Origin of the sequence: Actinophytocola sp. (assembly GCF_035634895.1) — a bacterium.
In the GTDB taxonomy this organism is placed as follows: domain Bacteria; phylum Actinomycetota; class Actinomycetes; order Mycobacteriales; family Pseudonocardiaceae; genus Actinophytocola.
Map to the genome: position 1 here is coordinate 32,707 of NZ_DASQCC010000022.1, position 19,969 is coordinate 52,675.

Genomic DNA, 19,969 nt, shown 5'->3' on the forward strand with positions numbered 1-19,969 from the left:
GCCCGTGACCCCACCTCAGTTGTGGCTTAACACTCATTTCACACGCTGGAGCAACACGACCACGAGGGCGACGGCCGCGAGTCCGACCAGCGCGAGGGCTTCGAGGAACGGCGCGTTCCGGCCGGTGGGGAGCAGCGCGACGAGCACGACGAGGACGGCCATCACGGCCTGGATCAGGAGGAAGCGCAGGACAGGGGCCCGCAGGGCACGAACGTGGACACGACCGGCGGCGGGGATGGCCCCGGCGATCCCGCACGTGACGTGGAACAGGTGGACGAGGGGGACGAGAACGAGGACCCCGGGCCGCAGGGGATCGCCATCGGCGAGCGCGGCAAGAACGGCCGCGACGACCACGACGCCGGCCGGTGCCGGCGAGGCGGGCGCGTAGACGGAGGCGAGCACGGCCGGCAACAGGACGACGAACGTGCCGGTGGTGATCCCCTCGCTCAACGGCACGACGAGGATGCCGAGACCGACGGCCAGGAGCACGCCACGCAACAGCAGCGCCGGCATCCCGCGCCCGACGACCAACCCGTCACTTCCACTCACGACCGCCACCCCCGTGACGAACCGCCCCCGCCGACCCCCTCACTCGCACGAAAGTCCCTTTCGTGCGAGCCGGGGGGTCCCCCGGTTTTCAACGCTACCGGCAGGCACCGACACTCCCGGCCGCTCAAACGGCAACCGGCACGAAGTTCACCCTCGAAACCCGAACGAAAGTCCCATTGGTGCGCCGGGGGGTCCCCCGATGTCAACGCTACCGGCAGCCACCGACACTCCCCGCTGCCCGAACGGCAACGGGCACGAAGTTCACCCCCGAAACCCGAACGAAAGGACCGTTCGCAGGCCGGGGGGTCCCCCGGTTTCAACGCTACCCGCGAGCACCGACAAAGCCGGAGCGCGTTCGCCGTGGTCATGAGCGTCGCCTTCTTCTCGCCACGCGGAGCAGGGCGCCGATCGCGGCGCCGTTCTCCCACCTGAGGACCGGCACGCCATGTTCCTCCAGGGCCCGCACCCGCACCGCGTGCTCGGCCCGCAGGATGGACACCACCGCCTGCCCCCACGGGGTCGTCCGGTCCGCCCTCAGTTCCGTCGGCAACAAATCGACCGCGACCACCAGCCGGCCGCGCCGCGCGAGGCGGATCACCAGGTCCGCCAGCTTGTCGTCCAGAAGCGGCGACAGCACCACCACAGTCGCCCCGGCCGGCACCTGTGCCTGGTTCAGCACCGGGTCGCCGCTTCCTGCCACCCGCCGCGCCGAATTCACCAGCTGGTGCCGGATCCGCTGCAGATGCCGCCGCCCCACCCCCACCGGCACGCCGCCGCGCGGATGTCCGAGGTCCACCAGGCCGACCCGGTCGCCCTGCCGCAGGAAAGCCGCGGCCAGGTTCGTCGCCGTCCGTACCCCCAGGTCCAGGCTCCCGCCGGGCCGAACCGCCGCCCCCGCCGGCCGTGCGTTCCAGTCCCCCACCTCCTCGTCCACGTCCAGCCGGGTGTCCATCGCCAGCACCAGGTCCGCGTCCGCCTCGGCGTGCCGCTCGCGCACATGCAGCGTGTCGGCGCTCAGCGAACCGCCCCGCGCGGCCGCCGCCCGCAGCGACACCCGCCAGTCCACCCGCCGCAGCCGGTCGCCGGAGCGGAACTGGCGTATGTCCCGCAGCTCCATCCCGTCCCCCGGCCGCGCCGAACGGTGCGCGCCCACCAGGCCGGCCGCGCGTGGCGGCAGGGGCCCGGTCGGCAACGGCTCCACCGGGGGCAGCACGATGTGGTGGGCGACGATCCCCACCACCGGCCCGTACAGGTACATCCCGTCGTGGCTGGCGAACAGGTGGTCCGGGCGCTGGTGGACGCCGTGTCCCCACGCGCGCCACGACACCACCGAACGCACCTCGCCCGTGACCGCAGGCAGCAGGTGGACCGGGCCCGCGCCCGACCCGCCGGGCCTCGGCATGCGCAGCGCGGTGAACGCCGCGCCCTCCCCCGGCGTGACGGTCACCGCGACCGTCGTCTCGCCGCCCGCGTCGACCGTCGCCTCGTGCGGGCGGGACACCACGGCCGGCGTGCCGGCCGGCGGGGTCGTCAGCAGCAGGCCGATCACCAGTGGCAGGCCGATCAGCACCAGCTCCAGCCGGTGCAGCAGCACGCCGGCCACCAGCAGCCCCAGCCCGCACACGACCGCACGGACCAGCGCGTCCGTCCGCCGCCATCCCTGGGTGCGGACCGCGAGCCGGCCCGTGAACCAGTCACGCACCCTGGTGCGCCGACCGCCGGCGCGGCCCAGCAGCACGTCCCGGTCGGTCACGGCTCGTCCGGGCGGGTCGTCGCCGGGCCGGGCACCTGGTCGAGCAGCTCCGTCACCACCTGTGTGCCGGTCTGGCCGGAGCTCCACGTCTCGGCACGCAGCGTCAGCCGGTGCGCGAGGGCGGCGACCGCGCACTCCTTCACGTCCTCAGGCAGCACGTACTCGCGGCCGTCGAGCACCGCCAGCGCCCGTGCCACCAGCAGCAACGCCTGCGAGCCCCGCGGCGAGGCGCCGACCTCGACCACGCGGTGCGTGCGGGTGGCGCCCGCCAGGTCAACGCAGTACCGCAGCACGTCCTCGTCCACGTCGACACGTTCGAGCGCGGCCTGCAGGCCGGCGAGCCGGGCGGCGTCGACGACCGGCGGCAGCTCGGTCTCCTCGCGCTGCCGGGCGAGGCGGCGGCGCAGGACCTCCGCCTCCTCCTCGGGCGGCGGGTAACCGACGTCGAGCCGCAGCATGAAGCGGTCGAGCTGCGCCTCGGGCAGCGGGTAGGTGCCCTCGTACTCAATGGGGTTCGAGGTGGCGAGCACGTGGAACGGCCGGGGCAGCGCGAAGGTGCGGCCCTCGACGGTGACCTGCCGCTCCTGCATGGCCTCCAGCAGCGCGGCCTGCGTCTTCGGCGGCGTGCGGTTGATCTCGTCGGCGAGCAGGAGTCCCGCGAACACGGGACCTTCGCGGAAGCTGAACTCCCGCTCGGTCGGGTCGTAGACGAACGAGCCGGTGATGTCCGCCGGCTGCAGGTCGGGGGTGCACTGGACGCGGCGGAAGTCGAGGCCGAGCGTCTGGGCGAGGCTGCGGGCCATGAGCGTCTTGCCGAGGCCCGGCACGTCCTCGAACAGCACGTGCCCGCCGGCGAGCACCGCGGCGAGCGCGAGCCGCAGCGTCCGGCCGCGGCCGACGACGACCCCGCCGACCGCATCGAGGACAGCGGTGGCCTCGGCCTTGATGTCCGTGGTGGTCAGCACAGTTCCTCCAGTCGACGCATGAGCGCCGCGAACTTCCTGGGTGGCGGCAGTTCGGCGTTCCGGGCAGTCAGCAGGTGATGCAGCTCGGGTCCCAGCTTTTCCTTGGCTTCCCGCGTGTTCAGGTCGCACCGGAGCGCGGCCTCGGCGATGCGGCGGAGGCGGGGCTGGACACGTGAGGTGAAGCGGTCCTGTTCGTGGACGGAGCGTTCGAGGCGCTCGGTGAGGAAGCTCGCGTGCAGGCTGACGCTCGCGGTGGGCGGTTCGGGCTCGGGGGTCCAGTCGGCGTCGAACGCGCCGGAGAGCAGACCGCCCGCGAGCGCGACCGCGCCGGCGGGGAGTGCCAGGAGGACGGCCCAGTGCACGGGGACGCTCATGCCGGCGATCGCGAGCGCGGCGGTGGCGGCGGCGACGAGGAGGGCGAGCAACCCGACGCGGAGGAGGCTCATCGGATAGTGGCCAGGATGCGGTCGAGGGCGGTTCTGGCCAGCTGGACGTCGGTTTCGTCGCTGTGGTGGCCGAAACGGGCGCGGTGGTAGAGCGAGCGGAGGTCGCGCAGGGCGGTCTCGTCGGTGGTTTCCTTCTCCAGCAAGGAGATCGTGAACTCGGTGGCGGTCTGGTGCGGCGCGCGCCGGTGGTCGGTCGAGTTCTCGAGGGTGGCCCAGGCACGGATGACGGCGTCCCGCGGCTCGCCGCCCGCGCGGGTGAGGAGGTCACGTGCCTCGGTGACGGCTTCCCTGAGCCGCATGCGCAGGACGGTGTCGATGGTCCCCTCGATGGGGTCCATGACGGCGCCGATCCCGCCGCGGTTGCGGAGGCGGTTGCGGAGCCAGGAGAGGACGGACAGGACGAGGGCGGTCAGGACCAGGACGCTGGCGATCCCGAGGACGACCTTCGCGAACAGTTCGGGGTCGTTGGCGGAGTACTGCAGGCCGGTGCTCGGCCGGTCGCCGCCCGGGGTCAGGGTGACCGGGGGCAGACCACGCTCCAGCGGCAGGTCCCGGATGTGCCCGGGCACCGCGGACCGCCCACGCGCCACGACCACGACGAGCAGGAGAACTGCGACGACGACCAGCGACAGGGCCGGCCGGGGTCCCCTCATCCGAACCAGCATGCCGGACCCGAAGCGGCCGGTCGAACGGTGTGTCCCGATCGAGACCTACCGCGGGGAGCGCTCGGCAGTGGCCGGCCGGTGGCCTATTCATTCGGCGGGGTCGGTGCCTCCGGGACGTCGTCCCGGGACGTTCCGGCGATCTCCCTGGCCTCGGTCAGCACCGCTTCCAGCATCGCCGGGGTCAGCCTGCCGGTGAACGTGTTCTGCTGGCTCACGTGGTAGCAGCCCAGCAGCGTCAACGGCGCGGGCCCCTCCAGCGCCACCTTCACGCCATGGCCGAACTTCGGCCGGGGCACCGGAATCCGCCAGCCGGCCGTCGCCAGCACCGGCAACAACGCCTGCCAGCCGAACGCCCCCAGCACCACGATCACCTTCAACGTCGGCGCCAGCAGTTCCAGCTCGGCCGCCAGCCAGGGCCGGCAGTTGTCCCGCTCAGCCGGGGTCGGCTTGTTCTCCGGCGGCGCGCACTTCACCGGCGCCGTGATCCGCACCCCGTACAGCTCCAGCCCGTCGTCGCGGGACACCGCCGTCGGTTGCGAGGCCAGGCCGACCGCGTGCAGGGCCGCGTACAGCACCTCCCCCGACCGGTCCCCGGTGAACATCCGGCCCGTGCGGTTCGCCCCGTGGGCCGCCGGCGCCAGGCCCACGATCGCCATCGACGCGTCGGCGGGCCCGAAGCCGGGCACCGGGCGCCCCCAGTAGTCCCAGTCCGCGAACGACGCCCGCTTGACCCGCGCCACCTCCTCGCGCCACGCGACCAGGCGCGGGCAGCGGCGGCACTCCGTCACCCGCTGATCAAGTTCGGCCAGGGCGTTCACCCGTCACAGCTTGCCAAAGCCGTAATCTGCCCCGCATGGCAGACACCACCGGCGACGACACCAAGCCACTCGAGCTAACCGACGATCTGGTCACCACCTCGCACACACTCACGGTGAAGCGCCGCAAGCTCACCTACACCGCCACCACCGGCCGGCTCGTGCTGCGCCAGGAGGTGCTCACCGACGGCAAGTTCGACGGGCACCTCCCCAAGGCCGAGGTCTTCCTCACCGCCTACACCCTCGACGACGCCGACCCCACCCAGCGACCCGTCACCTTCGCCTTCAACGGCGGTCCCGGGTCCGCCAGCGTGTGGCTGCACCTCGGACTGTTCGGACCCCGCCGCGTGGTGTCGGGGGACGTGGGCGACCCCGCGCCGCCGCCCTACAGCCTCGTCGACAACCCCGAGTCGCTGCTCGCGCACAGTGACCTCGTGTTCATCGACCCCGTCGGCACGGGGTACTCGCGTGCGGCCAAGAACGAGAAGCCCGCCGACTACCACGGGTTCCAGGGTGACCTCGAGTCCGTCGGCGAGGTGATCCGGCTGTGGACCACCCGCAACGGGCGCTGGCTGTCCCCGAAGTTCATCGCCGGTGAGTCCTACGGCACCACCCGTGCGGGCGGCCTCGCCCACCTCCTGCAGTCCCGCCACGGCCTCTACCTCAACGGGATCATCCTGATCTCCGCCGTGCTCGACTTCGGCTCGCTCGACTTCACCAAGGGCAACGACCTGCCCTACTCGACCTTCCTCCCCACCTACGCGGCCATCGCGCACTACCACGGCCTGCTCGGCGACCGTCCGCTCGCCGACGTGCTCGCCGAGGCCGAGGAGTACGCCGCCCGCGACTACCCGTGGGTCCTGTCGCAGGGCAGCCGGCTCTCCGATGCGGACCGGACCGCCGCGATCGCCAAGCTGGCCTCGCTCACCGGCCTGTCCGAGGACTTCCTCGACCGCGTCGACCTGCGGGTCGAGCACGTCCGCTTCTACACCGAACTGCTGCGCCACCGCCGCCAGACCGTCGGCCGGCTCGACGGACGCTTCACCGGCTGGGACCCCGACTACGCCCGCGAGCACTGGGAGAACGACCCGTCCATCACCGCCATCAGCGGCGCGTACGCGGCGGCGCTCAACCACTACGTCCGCGCCGAGCTGGAGTACCCGAACGACCTGCCCTACGAGGTGCTCAGCGAGACCACGAACGAGAACTGGTCGTACAAGGAGTTCGAGAACTCCCACGTGACCGTCGCCGACAAGCTCGCCACCGCGATGCGGGCCAACCCGCATCTCAAGGTGCACGTCGCGTCCGGCTACACCGACGGCGCCACCCCGTACTTCGCGACCGAGCACGTGCTGGCACACCTCCAGCTGCCGGCCGAGCTGCGGGAGAACATCGAGGTCGCCTACTACGAGGCCGGCCACATGATGTACGTGCACGAGCCGTCCCGGATCCAGCAGTCGAAGGACATCGCGGAGTTCGTCCGTTCCGCGTCGAACCGCTGACCAACCCGGCACGTAGAACACGGCTCGGCCACGAGCCACATGGGACAAGGGGGTACCGGTCGCGAGACCGGTACCCCCTTTGCCACATCGCGGAGTTCGTCCGTTCCGCGTTGAATCGTCGACTTCGTACTGATCGCGATATACTCGCCGGATTGTCACGCATGGCGGCCGCGGTTCCCGCTCCCGTTCGTGCGGTGCGGGGACCGTCGACACAGCCGGGATTCCGGCCGCCCCAAGCAACTGGGGTGATTTGGCGTGCTTAGAAGACCCAACCCGTTAGCCAGGCTCGGCCTGGCACTGAGCGCGGCGGTGCTCGGCCTCGCCATGGCGAGCGCCGCGGCCGTCGCCGACCCGGCCGATCCCGCGGCGCCGGCCGCCACGGAGACCGGTGAACCCACCGGTACGACCGTTCCGGCGCCACCGACCGAGAGCACGGAAAGCACCGCACCGACCGAGCCGGATGCACCGGTCGACGCGCAGCCCCAGGCCGAGGACGCGACCACGCAGTCCGTCCAGGACATCCAGGCGACGGCGACGTTCGGCAAGCCGTCCTACAACACCGGCGAGAAGATGACCATCACGCTGACGGTCAAGAACGCCGGCACCACCCCGGTCTCGCTGAACGCGCACTTCTTCTCGAGTCAGCCCGACGCGATCGGCGTGAACTTCCCGAGTCCGTTCGAGGAGGGCACGTTCACCCTCGCCGCCGGTGCGAGCGTCACCCACGACCTGACCGGTGCGATGGGCAACCCGGACGTCGGCACCGCCAAGCTCTACGCGTGGTTCTCCGACGCCACGTCCGGAACGGCCCAGCTGTTCACGTTCACCGTGCCGATCAGGCAGACCTTCGGGCACGCGAGGGGCACCGTGTACGTGGACGAGAACGCCAACGGGAAGTACGACACCGGCGAGGGCCGGGGCGGCGTCGAGTTGACGTGGCGCAACCAGCTGCATGAGGGCGCCACCTTCACGGCGACGTCCGACTCGACCGGCCGGTTCGCCATCGACAAGCTGCCGACCAGCACGTACTTCGTCGACGGCAGCGGGCCGGACGGGCTGAAGGTCGGGTACCGCCAGGTCGTCGTCGACGAGTCCGGTGTGGACGGTCTGCTGTTCCGGGCCGTCGGCCCGCTCGTCGGGCTGACCGTGGACCTGGAGTTCGCCAAGGACACCTACGCACGGGACGAGGCGCCGGTAGTCCGGGTGACGCTGACCAACTCGACGGACGACCCACTCATCGGCATCGTCGCGAACTGTGACCGGGGCGGCTTCGGCACGAGCCTCGACGGCAGCGGACCGGGCTGGGGCGACCTCGCGGGCGAGGGCGTCACCGTCGCACCGCACACCGCCCTGGTCCTCCAGGTCACCGAGCCCATGCCGGCCGACGCCTACGAGTACGGCTTCGTCACCGTCGGCTGCGACTTCAGCTACAAGAACGTCGAGGACTTCGACCACAACCCGCACGACTCCGACCGGGCCGCGGTGCCTGGCCAGCGTGGCGACCTCGAGGGTGTCCTGGCCGACGACGACACCGGCATCGCCGGGGTGCGGCTGGTGCTCGTGCCCGAGGGCGGCGGCTGCGCGGTCGCCGAGGCGACGACCGGCGCGGACGGCCGCTTCGCGTTCCACCAGGTCCCGGTCGGCGACTACGACCTGTACATGTTCCCGCCCGCCGGCTGGCACGTCGAGTACGACAACCCCACCTCGACCTCCGTGGTGGGCAGGTGGACCGGCCAGATGTACATCGAGCTGGCGCCCGGTGCCGCGACGCCGCCGACGCTGCCCAGCTGCCCGGCCGCGCCGCAGGCCCCGGCGCCGCAGGGTCGCACCGCCCCGGTGGACGGGCTGCCCGACACCGGCGCGAGCATCGCCGTCCCGGTCCTCGTCGGCACGCTCGCACTGCTGGCAGGCACCGGCGCGGTCCTGGGGACTCGCAGGCGCCGCCCACTCGAGAAGGACTAGTGTCCCGCGCCGGCCACCCGAAGGATCGGGTGGCCGGCGAGGCAACCGGGCGTGGCGCGAAAGCGTGCACTTCGGGACTTCGACGAACCCGAGGTGATGAGCGTGCGTTCCTCGAACAGAACCACGGCGAGGCTCGGCCTGGCACTGACCGCCGCGCTGCTCGGTCTGGCCGTCACCGCCGTGGCCACCGCCGATCCCGTCGACCCGTCCTCGCCGCCGACCTCGTCCTCGCCGGAACCGGGGTCGCCGCCCTCCTCCTCGACGGAGAACCCGCCGTCCTCGGCGCCGGAGACGCCACCGGCCGAGGAGCCGAGGGACCTGCGGGTCACCGCAACATTCGACCAGCCGTCCTACCTCCCCGGCAAGAAGATCACCGCCACCGTGACGGTCGAGAACACCGGGGCCGAGCCGGTCACCACGTCCGGGTCCTTCCCGTCGCACGCGGACATGGTCGAGCTCACGCCCGGCGAAGACCCGGCCATGGACGTCACCCTCGACGCAGGCGCACGCGTCAGCCGCGAGGTCACGGGCACGGTCGCCGACCCCGGAACCGCCAGGCTGTACGTGCGGTTCGGTCAACGGGAGTACTCCTTCCCCGTCAGGATCACCGGGAAGGCCACTCAGCCCGAGCGCCCGCTCAACACCGTCCTGGCCGTCAGCACGGAGTTCACCAGGGACACCTACGCGAAGGAGGACGCGCCGACCGTCCGCGTGACGCTGACCAACAAGGGCCGCCTGCTGCTGACCGGCATCGTCGCGACCTGTGAGCACCGCGAGCCGTACCCGAACCTCACGGGCGGCGGCTGGGCCGGGCTGTCCGACGGCGGCGTGACCATCCCGGCGGACTCGTCCAAGGTCGTCGAGGTCACCGAAGCCATGCCGGCCACGGCCTACGACTTCGGGTACGTGCGGGTCGACTGCGCGTTCGGACAGTCCGGTGTGGACTACGGCGCCAACCCGCGGACGAGCGACCAGGCCTCGGTGCCGGGCCAGGTCGCCGAGTTCTCCGGCCAGATCACGAACAACGACCCCGGAGCTTCCCGCGCCGGCTTCCGCGTGCTCCTGACCCACAAGGGCGGCGGCTGCCCGATCGTCGGCGAGGACACGAGCGACCCGGCCGGCCGGTTCTCGCTGGGACCACTGCCCGTCGGGCAGTACGACATGTTCGTGGTGCCACCGGACAAGCACTGGGTCTTCAAGTACGGCAACCACGTGCCGGTGGACGTGGTCGCCAACCGGGACGGCGACGACTACCTCGTCTGGGTCTACGGCGGCGTAGGCGACAACCCCAACCTGGTGCCGCCACCGGCCTGCGCCGGGCCGGGTGGGCCGGGCGGCAACCCGCCCGCGCCGCGAGGCAGCGCCTTGCCCGATCTCGCCCACACCGGCGCGAGCCTGGTCCTGCCGGGCCTCTCCGGCATGGCCGCCCTTCTGCTGGGCGGCGGCGCGCTGCTGCTGGCCCGAAGGCGCAGGGCCGGTTGAGCCGAGTGCTCCGTGCGGCCCAGCACCGCACGGGGCACTCACCCTTGTCAGTCAGCCCAGGTACTGCTCCCCGCTCGTGACCGCGGCCCACGCGTCCACGTTGCCGTGGCCGTAGAAGCCGTTGAAGTCCGTGCCGCCCACGCACGTCGCCGTGAACGAGTCGTCGCGGCCCTCGTCGGTGTAGTCGACCGTCCTCGGCATCGGGCACGAGCGCCTGAACGCCGTGTTCTCCAGTACCCGCTGCACGTCGTCGGGGTTCATGCGCATGTCACGGCCCACGAGCCGGCCGTACTGCGACACGATCAGCGCCGCGACGCCGGCCGCGTGCGGGGCCGCCATCGACGTGCCCTGCAGGAACTGGTAGTAGCCGCAGACCGCGCCACGGCACGACTTCCGCACGCCGAGCGAGGCGCCCGCCGCCGTCACCTCGCCCGTGGCCGGGTCGATCGAGCCCGCGGCGACGCCGACGTTCCTGGGGTACGCCGAGAGGACCAGGTTCTCGTTGGTCCGGAACCGGGGCGTCCCGAAGAAGTCACGGAAGTAGCCGCCCGGCGCCGACACCGAGATCTGTTCCAGGCCGTAGCTGGAGTAGTCGGCCTTGGCGCCGGAGGGGCCGTAGGCCGCGACACCGATCGTGTGCGGGCCCTCGATCGGCAACACCAGGCACGACGAGTTGTCGATGACGCGATGGTGCGCGCTGCCGACCGGGAAGTTCGGGCTCGTCTCGTCGGCCTTCGGCGCGCCGTTGTCCTCGTGCTGGTTGCCGAGCGACACCACCATCGTGACGCCACCGCGGTGCGCGTAGTTCAGTGCGCGGGTCATGGCCGTCACGACGGTCCGCTGCTGCGCCCGCTGCTCCGGCGTGTCGGCCGGGTTCGCCGCGCAGTTGTACAGCCAGGGATCCACGAAGAACGACATGTTCACCACGTCGAGGCCGACGTCGCTCGCGTAGGTGAGCGCGTCCACGACCGGCTGCAGGAAGAAGGTCCCCGAGTCCTGGCCGCCTCGGATGTTCACAATGGACACCCGCGGCGCGACGCCGGTGATGCCGATGCCGTTGGGGGCCGCGGCGATCGTGCCGGCCACGTGCGTGCCGTGACCGCCGTCGTCCCAGTTCGGCGGGTCGACGCAGCCACGGAACTCACACGGCCCGTCGACGAGGTGCCCGTTCCCGTCGACCGGGATGTCGTGCGTGAAGTTGCGGGACAGGCCCGCGTCGAAGTTCGGCGCGATGTCCGGGTGCGAGCCGTCCACACCGGTGTCGAGCACACCGACCCTCACCCGCTTGCTCCCGGGCTGGACGGTCCGCGCGAGATCCGACCGGACGGACCGCAGCCCCCACAGCAGGCCGTCGAGCGGATCCATCCCAGTGGGTTGGGGTCTGTCCCTCCTGTTTCCCGCCCCGCCCGCGCGGTTCTCCTTCTCGACCGCGTCCCTGTCCACAATGGGCACCTTGGTCGGCGTGTGCCCGATCGCGACGGTGCGACTCACGTAGAGCACGCTCCGCACGCTCGAAAGCCTTGTGGTGAAGCCGTTCTCCGGCGCCTCCACGGTCAGCAGGCCGGCGGCCGGGTTGTCGCGGGTCACCGTGCCGCCGGCTGCCCGCACGGCCGCCTCGACCGCACCGACGTCCACGCCGTCTCTGGCGAGGACGCTGTACTCGACCGTCCTGCCGGACGGTTCGGGCGGTGTGGGCTCGGCGGCCGCCGGCACACCGACCGCGGCGGCACCCACTACCGCCACAGCCAGCATGATCTTGCGTCTCACGCACGCCTCCTCGTCAACCGGTCCTACGGCACGACCGATCTTTCCTCAGCGAAGTGACATGCGCTGGGGTGATCCCCCGCCCTGTGGACAAGTGCGGGCTCCTCCGCGGCGCAGATGTCCGCCGCCTTCCAACACCTGGTGCGGAACCGACACCCGGACGGCGGATCGACAGGGCTCGGCACGTCACCCTCCAGGCGGATGACCTGTCGCTGCCCGCGCACGGTCGGATCCGGCACCGGCACGGCCGAGAGCAGGGCCTGGGTGTACGGGTGCGCGGGGTGGTTGTAGATCTGGTCCTCCGTGCCCAGCTCCACCACCTTGCCCAGGTACATGACCGCCACCCGGTCCGAGAGATGCCGCACCACGGACAGGTCGTGCGCGATGAACACATAGGACAGTCCGAACTCGGACTGTAGATCTCCCAACAGGTTCATCACCTGTGCCTGGATGGAGACGTCCAGGGCGGACACCGGCTCGTCGCAGATGATGACGTCCGGTCGCAGCGCCAGCGCACGGGCGATCCCGATGCGCTGACGCTGCCCGCCGGAGAACTGGTGGGGGTACCGGTTGAGGTGCTCCGGGTTGAGCCCGACGACGTCCAGCAGCTCCTGAACCTTGCCCGCACGCGACCCTTTCGGTGCCACTTCCGGGTGAATTTCGAAAGGCTCACCCACGATGTCGCCGACGGTCATCCTCGGGTTGAGCGACGTGTACGGGTCCTGCAGCACGATCTGGATGCTGCGCCGCAGCTTCCGCAGCTCGCCGCCACGCATCGCGAAGATGTCCCGCCCGCGGAAGCGCGCGGTGCCGCTCGTCGGCGGCTCCAGCCGCATCAGCACCTGCGCCAGCGTGGACTTGCCGCAGCCGGACTCGCCGACCACGCCGAGCGTCTCGCCCTCGTTCAGGTCGAACGAGACGCCGTCCACGGCCCGCACCTGCCCGACGGTGTGCTTGAACAACACACCCACCCGAACCGGAAAGTGCTTGACCAGATCACGAACCTCCAGAATGGGTTCAGCACCCGACGACTCGCTCCGCAAGCTCCGCTCAGCACCCGACGACTCGCTCCGCAAGCTCCGCTCAGACACGCGACACCAGCTCCTCCGCGAAGTGGCACCTGGACGTCCGCCCGAACCCCAGCCCGTGGTTGGCGGGGATCTCCGCCGAGCACCGGGCGGTCGCCATCGGGCAGCGTGGGTGGAACGGGCAGCCCGGCGGGATGTGCAGCAGGCTCGGCGGCAACCCCCGGATGGTGTTGAGCGTCGAGCCCTTCTGGTCCAGCCTGGGCAGCGAGTCCATCAGCGCCGCCGTGTACGGGTGGCCGGGGTTGCGGTACAGCGACGGCGCGTCCGCGTGCTCCACGATCCGGCCCGCGTACATGACCGAGATCCGGTCCGCGACCTCCGCCACCACGCCAAGGTCGTGCGTGATGAGGATGAGCCCCATCCTGCGTTCGACCTGGATCTCCTTCAGCAGGTCCATGATCTGGGCCTGCACGGTAACGTCGAGCGCGGTCGTCGGCTCGTCCGCGATCAGCACCTCCGGGTCCAGGGCGAGCGACATCGCGATCATCGCGCGCTGCCGCATGCCACCGGAGAACTCGTGCGGGTACTGCCGCACCCGCCGGGCCGCGTTGGGAATCCGTACGAGGTCGAGCAGCTCGACCGCGCGGATCCGGGCCTCCCGCCGCGACATCCCGAGCCGCACGCGCAGCTGCTCCTCGATCTGGAAACCCACCGTGTAGACGGGGTTCAGCGCGGACAGCGCGTCCTGGAAGATGATCGCGACACCCTCGGCGCGGACGTCGTTGCGCCGCTCGTCGCTCACGGCGAGCAGGTTCTCGCCGTGGTACCGGATCTCACCACCGGTGATCACCGCGGGCGGCATGTCGAGGATGCCCATGATCGCCTGCGCGGTCACGCTCTTGCCCGACCCGGACTCGCCGAGCACGGCCAGTGTCTCGCCGGCGTTCACGTGGTACGTGACGCCGTTGAGCACGCTGGCCACGCCGTCCCGCGTGCGGAACTCCACGAAGAGGTCCTCGACCTCCAGAAGCGGATCCGCCAACGCACCTGGCTCCATGGCTCACCTCAGTTTCGGGTCGAGGGCCTCGCGGACCGCGTCGCCCAGCATCACGAAGGCCAGGACGGTCACGGTCAGGAAGCCGGCGGGGAACAGCAGCATGTGCGGCGCCACCCGCACGTAGTTGCGGGCGTCGGAGATCATCACGCCCCACGACACGGCCGGGTCGCGCAGACCGATGCCCAGGAACGACAGCGTCGCCTCGACCCCGATGAACGCGCCGAGCGCGATGGTCCCGTACACGAGGACCGGCGCCAGGCAGTTCGGCAGCAGGTGCCGGAAGATGATCCGCGGCGCGCTCGCGCCGAGCGCCCTGGCCGCCTTCACGTAGTCCTGCTGCTTGGCCGCGATGGCCGCCGATCTCATGATGCGCATGGCCACCGGCCAGGACAGCACGGCGATCGACGCCACCACCGCGAACACGATCGGCAGCGCGCCGCGAATCTGCGCGTTGCGCACCAGGTTCAGGATCACGATCGCGCCGAGCACGAACGGCAGGCCGAAGAAGATCTCGCCGATCCGCGATGCCAGCCCGTCCACCCAGCCGCCGAAGTAGCCGGCGAGGATGCCGAGGAACGCGCCGACCAGCACGGTCAGCACGCTCGCCGCGACCCCCACCAGCAACGTCCAGCGGGTGCCGTAGATGACGCGGGCGTACACGTCCCTGCCCTGCAGGTCGTAGCCGAACCAGGCGTCCCCGGACGGCTTCTGCCGCGAGAAGTCCAGGTCCTGGTGGTTCGGGTCCACCGAGGTGAACCAGCTGGGGAAGATCGCGATGACCGCCAGCAGGACGATCACCGCGCCGGCGACGATGAACAGCGGCCGGCGCCGCAGGTCTCGCCACGCGTCGGACCACAGGCTGCGTGGCCTGCCCGGCCCGGTCTCCCGGTGCTCCGCCGCGGTCACGTACTCGGCGGTGCCGATCCCGGCCATCGCCGTCGTGGGGTCAGTCATAGCGGATCCTCGGGTCGAGTACGGCGTAGGTGAGGTCGATGAGCAGGTTGACCACGAGGAACACCACCACCAGCAGGACGACCACGCCGACGACGATCGAGCCCTGCTTGTCGATGATCCCGTCGTATACGAGCCTGCCGACGCCGTGGATGCCGAAGATGCCCTCGGTCACGATCGCGCCGCCCATCAGGTTGCCGATGTCGGTGCCCAGGAACGTGAGCACCGGGATGGCCGAGTTGCGCAGCAGGTGGACGCCGACGATCCGGCTCTTCGGCAGGCCCTTGGCGAGCGCGGTGCGCATGTAGTCCGCGCGCCTGTTCTCCGAGATCGAGGTCCTGGTCAGCCTGGACACGTACGCCATGGACAGGCTGCCGAGCACGAACCCGGGAATGATCAGCTCGCCCCAGGTCGCGTCGGCGGAGACGGTCGGGTTGAGGATCGCCAGCTGGAAACCGAGCACGATCTGGATCACGAACCCCGTGACGAACGTGGGGATCGCGATCAGGAACAGCGTCGACACCAGCACCAGGTTGTCGAGGAAGCCCCGGCCACGCAGGCCGGTGAGGACCCCGGCGGTGACGCCGATGACCGCCTCGATGGTCACCGCGACCACGGCGAGCCGCAGCGACACCGGCGCCGCGAGCCCGATCAGCTCGCCGACGGACTGCTCGGAGTAGGTCGTCCCGAAGTCACCGGTGAGCAGCGCGCTCATGTACTTCAGGTACTGCACTATGACGTTGTCGTTGAGGTTGTACTTGTCGGTCATGGCCGCGACGAACTGCGGCGGGCACGGCCGGTCGCCGCACATGCCGGTGAACGGGTCGCCGGGCACCGCCCACACCAGCACGAAGATGATGAAGGTGGTGCCGACGAAGACCGGGACCAGCTGCAGCAGGCGGCGGAGGACGTAACGTCCCATGGCATCTCCTGAGTACCCCTGGGGGGCCGGCTCCCGGGTGACGGGGAGCCGGCCCACGAGCCGCTGGTCTACTTGACCTCTACGTAGGAGAGGTCCAGCTCACGTGACGGGGTCAGCCGCACGTTCGTCAGCCGGTCCGACCACGCACTGATCGACGGCGTCTCCCACAGCGGGACGACCGGCATGTCCTTGGCGATCATCACCTCGGCCTCGTGGTACAGCCGGTGCGCCTCCTCCGGTGAGGACGCCTCGTCCGCCGCCTTGAGCTTGGCGTCGACCTCGGGGTTTGAGTAGCCGTTGTCGTTGGACGACCCGCCGGTGCGGAAGATCGGGTTCAGGAAGTTCTCGATGTCCGGGTAGTCCATGACCCAGCCCGCCCGGTAGATCTGGGTCATCTGGTGGGCGTTGATGGCCTGCCGGATCTGCCCGAACGCCTGCACCGGCTCGAAGGTGCACTCGGTCTTGAGCGCCTCCTTGAGCTGGCCGCAGACCGCCTCGATCCACTCCTTGTGGCCGTTGTCGGCGTTGCTGGTGATCTGGATGGGCCCCGTCCAGCCGGACCTGTCGAACAGCTTCTTCGCCTCGGTCGGGTTGTACTCGCAGTACTTGCCGCACGCGCCCGGCTCGTAACCGGGCACCCCTTCCAGCGCGTAGCCGTCGATCGGCTTGCGGTTGCCCTCGAAGATCGTCTTGGTGACCTGCTCGCGGTTGATCGCCATCGAGATCGCGTGTCGGAAGTCCACGTTCTGGTACTTCGGGTCGTACAGCGGGAACGAGATCTGCTGGACCGCCATGACCCGGAAAGCCTTGGCGCGGCCCGGCAGGTCGGACTCCCACACGTTGCCGGCGATGCCCTGCGGCGGCACGGTGTCCAGGAAGTCGAGCTGGTTGCCCTTGACGTCGGCGTACGCGGCGTCAGCGTCGGTGTAGACGTACTTCACGCCCTTGATCTTCGGCTTGTCGGGGCCCTGGTAGCCGTCCCAGCGCTCGATCTCGACGTTCTGGTCGGGCACGCGGCCGACGTACCGGAACGGTCCGTTGCCGATCGGGTTCTTCTTCCACCCCTCGGGGTCGGCGAAGAACGCGTCGGGCAGCGGCATGAACGCCCCGTAGCCGGTCTTGATCTTGAAGAGGGTGTACGGCGCCGAGAACCTGATCTTGAACTCGTAGTCGTTCACCTTGGTCAGGCCGGACATCTCCGTCGCCTTGGGCGTCGGGGCCTTCTGCGGTCCCTCCGGGCCGTCCGGGTCCTCGGTGTAGACGTCGTCGAAGCCCTCGATCTGCTGGAAGAAGCTCGCCATCTGCTGGGCGTTCGGGCCGTAGGCGGTGTAGTTCCAGGCCTTGATGTAGCTGTCGGCCGTGACGTCGGTGCCGTCGTGGAACTTCCAGCCCTTCTTGAGCTTGACCGTGTACTCGTCGGGCGCGGTCAGCTCGAACGACTCGGCGTTGGCCTCCTTCGCCTGGCCGGAGGCCGGGTCGAAGTACATCAGCCCGGTGAACAGCGAGTCGATGATCTTGCTGCCGCCGGTCTCGTTGGTGTCACCGGGGACGAGCGGACGCTCCGGCTCCGAGCCGAAGACCGTGAGCACGGCCGACCTGGTCTTGTCCGCGTTGCCGCCGCCCTGCTGTTTCTCGCCGGCGGTGTTGCAACTGGTGATCGTCAGTGTTATGGCGAGCGGAATCGCCGCGGCCGCGAGCGCGCGCGGTCTGCGCATGAGGGAACTCCTCGACAAGTACCCCTGCGGTCCGCCGCCCGCGTGTGCTTGCTCCGGCCGCGCGGCCGGAATGTGTCAGGACGTTAGTTGCTCAACGGAAACCGGCCCACCCGCAGTGGGATCACGAAGGAGTCACAATCTCCGCGACCGGTCAGCGCAGGGAAAGGGCGATCCCGTCGAGGATGTCGTGCTCGGAGACCAGCAACTCGCTGATCCCGGCGGTTTCCGCGAGCCGGTCGGCCAGCACCTCGGTGATCAGCGCGCCACCGCCGATGACGTCCACCCGGCCGGGGTGGATCACCCGGTTGGCGGCCCGTTCGTCTTTCGTGGCACGAAGAAGCCACTGCGCCGTTCGGCCGATGTCCGCACGCGAAAGGCGGGACAGGTGCGTGCGTTCGGCGTCGTACTCCGGCAGACCCTGTGCGACGGCCGAGAGCGTGGTGATCGTCCCGGCCACGCCGATCCACGTCCGCGCCTCGCCGACCGGCACGACGTCGAAGGCGGGCCGGAGGGTCTCGGCGGTGAAGTCCTTGGCCTGTGCGATCTCGTCGGCCGTGGGCGGGTCTCCGCGCAGGCACCGCTCGGTGATCCGCACGCAGCCGATGTCGACGGAGAGTGCGCCAAGCACGTCGGCACGCTTGCCGTCCCAGGTGCCGACGACCAGCTCGGTCGACCCGCCGCCCAGATCCGTGACGACGAACGGGCCGTCCGCCGGCTCCAGGTCGCCGACTGCGCCGGCGAAGGAGAGCCGCGCCTCCTCGTCGCCGGAGATCACCTCGGCCTCGACACCGAGGATGTCCCGCGTCGTGGCGAAGAACTCGTCGCGGTTGGTGGCGTCGCGGGTGGCGGAGGTGGCGACCATGCGGACCCGCTCGGCACCCTTTCGGCGGCAGATCATCGCGTAGTCGGCGAGCGCGTCCCTGGTCCGCTTGAGCGCGGCGACCGAAAGGCGCTTGGTCGCGTCGACACCCTCGCCGAGGCGGACGATCCGCATCTCGCGATGCACGTCACGGAGATGCGAGGTGCCGTCGTCGTGCTCGGTCACGTCCGCGACCAGCAGACGGATGGAGTTGGTCCCGCAGTCGATCGCCGCAACCCGTGCCATGCCGCCAGCCTATGCGACGACGCGACCCGTCACCCCGCCTGCTTGCGGTGCCCGCCGCCGGCCGGCGACGGGCCCGAACCTCAGCAGGTCGGCGACGGCGTCGTCGTGGTGGTCGTCGTCTCGGTGGTCGTTGTCGTCGACTCGGCCGAGTCGGTGGTGCCCGGCTGCTCGGTCGAGGACGCCGGCGTGTCCGAGGTGGTCGTGGTGGGGTCGGACGTCGCGGTGCACGGCGGCGTGGTCGTCGTCGTGGGCAGGTGCGGAGACGTGGGGATGCCGGTGCCAGAGCCGATCGGTCCGCTCGGCGTCGTCGGCGGGGTGCTCGTGGTGCCGCCGCCCGGCGTACCAGTCGGCGGCGGGTTCGTCGGGGGCGGCGGCGGCTCGTCGCCGACCGACGGCGGGCCGTACGCGTCCTCCGTCGGCACGTAGTCGTCCGGCATCGGGGTGACACCATCCGCGTAGGCGTCCGCCCACAGGAGCACCGTCGCGACGTAGCTGTCCGAGTGGTTGTAGCGGAACACGGACGCGGCGCGGTCCGCCGGGTTCGACAGGTCGAGGTTGCCCGAGCACAGGAACTTGCCGGCGGCCAGCGTCTCGTCGTAGACGTTGTGCGGGCTCTGCACGCCGTCGTCGTTGCCGTCCGAGGCGTACTTGGTCCACGTCGTCGGGATGAACTGCATGGCGCCGACCGCGCGGTCCCAGCGGTTGTCGCCGTCCAACCTGCCGCCGTCGGAGTCGCGGATCGCCGCGAAGCCGCCGCCGTCCAGCACCGGGCCGAAGATCTTCGGCACCGTGTCGCCGTTGTCGTCGATCTTGCCGCCACGCGCGTGGTTCGACTCGATCCGGCCGACGCTCGCGATCAGCGACCAGTCGAGATTGCAGCTCGGCTGGGACTCGGCCAGCATGTCGGCCGCGTTCATGTAGGCCTCGAGCATGTTGCCCGGGATGCCCAGCTGGTCGTCGGTCGGTGCGTCACCACCGAGTTTGAGCAGGCTGTCGACGTCGTCGGCGTTGTCCTTGAGGTAGTCGCCGATCTCGTCGTCGTCGTTCATCCGGCCGGACGCGCCGACGTTGTCGGGATCGGTCATGCCCTTCAGACCGCCGCCGATACCACCCGCGACCTGGGTGGCGCCCGCCGCCAGACTGATCGGCTCCCCCGCGACCGCCGCCGCGACCAGCAGGACGGTGCTGGTCGCCGCCGCGAGCTTCCGGCGCCGCCGCCGGAGACGCCGCTCGGCTGATCTTCCGTTCGCCGCACTCACCTGTACCGAACCCCTTCGCGCCGTGCGCG

General features: G+C 70.6%; 17 protein-coding genes. 3 read left to right on the forward strand and 14 right to left on the reverse strand.

The window, feature by feature from the left end; genetic code table 11:
- Positions 1 to 33: 33 nt before the first annotated feature.
- From VET29_RS03525 to VET29_RS03550, 6 genes are all read right to left on the reverse strand, one after another.
- Positions 34 to 549, reverse strand: a complete 516-nt coding sequence (locus tag VET29_RS03525) for a hypothetical protein (protein WP_324914557.1) — start codon at positions 547 to 549, stop codon at positions 34 to 36.
- A gap of 364 nt (positions 550 to 913) precedes the next feature.
- A complete protein-coding gene (locus VET29_RS03530; protein ID WP_324914560.1) occupies positions 914 to 2,302 on the reverse strand; it encodes a DUF58 domain-containing protein in 1,389 nt (462 codons plus the stop codon).
- On the reverse strand, positions 2,299 to 3,267 hold the full coding sequence (locus VET29_RS03535; protein ID WP_324914562.1) for a MoxR family ATPase: 969 nt from the start codon (positions 3,265 to 3,267) through the stop codon (positions 2,299 to 2,301). The genes VET29_RS03530 and VET29_RS03535 overlap by 4 nt, the downstream gene beginning before the upstream one ends.
- A complete protein-coding gene (locus VET29_RS03540; protein WP_324914564.1) occupies positions 3,261 to 3,713 on the reverse strand; it encodes a hypothetical protein in 453 nt (150 codons plus the stop codon). Before VET29_RS03540 ends, VET29_RS03535 begins: the two co-directional genes overlap by 7 nt.
- Entirely contained in the window at positions 3,710 to 4,366 is a 657-nt protein-coding gene (locus VET29_RS03545; protein ID WP_324914566.1) for a DUF4129 domain-containing protein, read from the reverse strand. The genes VET29_RS03540 and VET29_RS03545 overlap by 4 nt, the downstream gene beginning before the upstream one ends.
- A 95-nt stretch (positions 4,367 to 4,461) precedes the next feature.
- Positions 4,462 to 5,196, reverse strand: a complete 735-nt coding sequence (locus VET29_RS03550; protein WP_324914568.1) for a uracil-DNA glycosylase — start codon at positions 5,194 to 5,196, stop codon at positions 4,462 to 4,464.
- A gap of 35 nt (positions 5,197 to 5,231) precedes the next feature.
- Between VET29_RS03550 and VET29_RS03555 the strand changes: the two genes are divergently transcribed.
- The 3 genes from VET29_RS03555 (at position 5,232) to VET29_RS03565 (ending at position 10,139) form a co-directional block, all read left to right on the forward strand.
- A complete protein-coding gene (locus VET29_RS03555) occupies positions 5,232 to 6,695 on the forward strand; it encodes a S10 family peptidase (protein ID WP_324914570.1) in 1,464 nt (487 codons plus the stop codon).
- Positions 6,696 to 6,950: 255 nt separating this feature from the next.
- Positions 6,951 to 8,657: a carboxypeptidase-like regulatory domain-containing protein gene (locus VET29_RS03560; protein WP_324914573.1), complete on the forward strand. Its 1,707-nt coding sequence runs from the start codon at positions 6,951 to 6,953 to the stop codon at positions 8,655 to 8,657.
- Positions 8,658 to 8,759: 102 nt separating this feature from the next.
- Positions 8,760 to 10,139 (forward strand): LPXTG cell wall anchor domain-containing protein, encoded by a 1,380-nt coding sequence (locus VET29_RS03565; protein ID WP_324914575.1) that lies wholly within the window; start codon positions 8,760 to 8,762, stop codon positions 10,137 to 10,139.
- Between the two features lie 51 nt (positions 10,140 to 10,190).
- On the opposite strand, the gene VET29_RS03570 is transcribed toward VET29_RS03565, so the two are convergent.
- From VET29_RS03570 to VET29_RS03605, 8 genes are all read right to left on the reverse strand, one after another.
- Positions 10,191 to 11,891 (reverse strand): S8 family serine peptidase, encoded by a 1,701-nt coding sequence (locus tag VET29_RS03570; RefSeq protein WP_324914621.1) that lies wholly within the window; start codon positions 11,889 to 11,891, stop codon positions 10,191 to 10,193.
- Between the two features lie 38 nt (positions 11,892 to 11,929).
- Complete coding sequence (locus VET29_RS03575; protein WP_324914622.1) at positions 11,930 to 12,946, reverse strand: dipeptide ABC transporter ATP-binding protein; 1,017 nt, start codon at positions 12,944 to 12,946, stop codon at positions 11,930 to 11,932.
- 40 nt (positions 12,947 to 12,986) lie between these two features.
- Positions 12,987 to 13,973 carry an ABC transporter ATP-binding protein gene (locus VET29_RS03580; protein WP_414636439.1) on the reverse strand — a complete coding sequence of 329 codons (987 nt, stop codon included), beginning with the start codon at positions 13,971 to 13,973 and terminating at the stop codon, positions 12,987 to 12,989.
- An 18-nt stretch (positions 13,974 to 13,991) separates the two neighbouring features.
- Positions 13,992 to 14,942, reverse strand: a complete 951-nt coding sequence (locus tag VET29_RS03585; RefSeq protein WP_324914579.1) for an ABC transporter permease — start codon at positions 14,940 to 14,942, stop codon at positions 13,992 to 13,994.
- On the reverse strand, positions 14,935 to 15,861 hold the full coding sequence (locus tag VET29_RS03590; RefSeq protein ID WP_324914581.1) for an ABC transporter permease: 927 nt from the start codon (positions 15,859 to 15,861) through the stop codon (positions 14,935 to 14,937). Before VET29_RS03590 ends, VET29_RS03585 begins: the two co-directional genes overlap by 8 nt.
- Positions 15,862 to 15,929: 68 nt before the next feature.
- The gene (locus tag VET29_RS03595) at positions 15,930 to 17,576 is read right to left on the reverse strand and encodes an ABC transporter substrate-binding protein (RefSeq protein ID WP_324914583.1); all 1,647 of its coding nucleotides are present in this window, start codon (positions 17,574 to 17,576) and stop codon (positions 15,930 to 15,932) included.
- A gap of 151 nt (positions 17,577 to 17,727) precedes the next feature.
- A complete protein-coding gene (locus tag VET29_RS03600; RefSeq protein ID WP_324914587.1) occupies positions 17,728 to 18,681 on the reverse strand; it encodes a Ppx/GppA phosphatase family protein in 954 nt (317 codons plus the stop codon).
- Positions 18,682 to 18,761: 80 nt separating this feature from the next.
- Complete coding sequence (locus tag VET29_RS03605; protein ID WP_324914591.1) at positions 18,762 to 19,940, reverse strand: hypothetical protein; 1,179 nt, start codon at positions 19,938 to 19,940, stop codon at positions 18,762 to 18,764.
- Positions 19,941 to 19,969 lie beyond the last annotated feature (29 nt).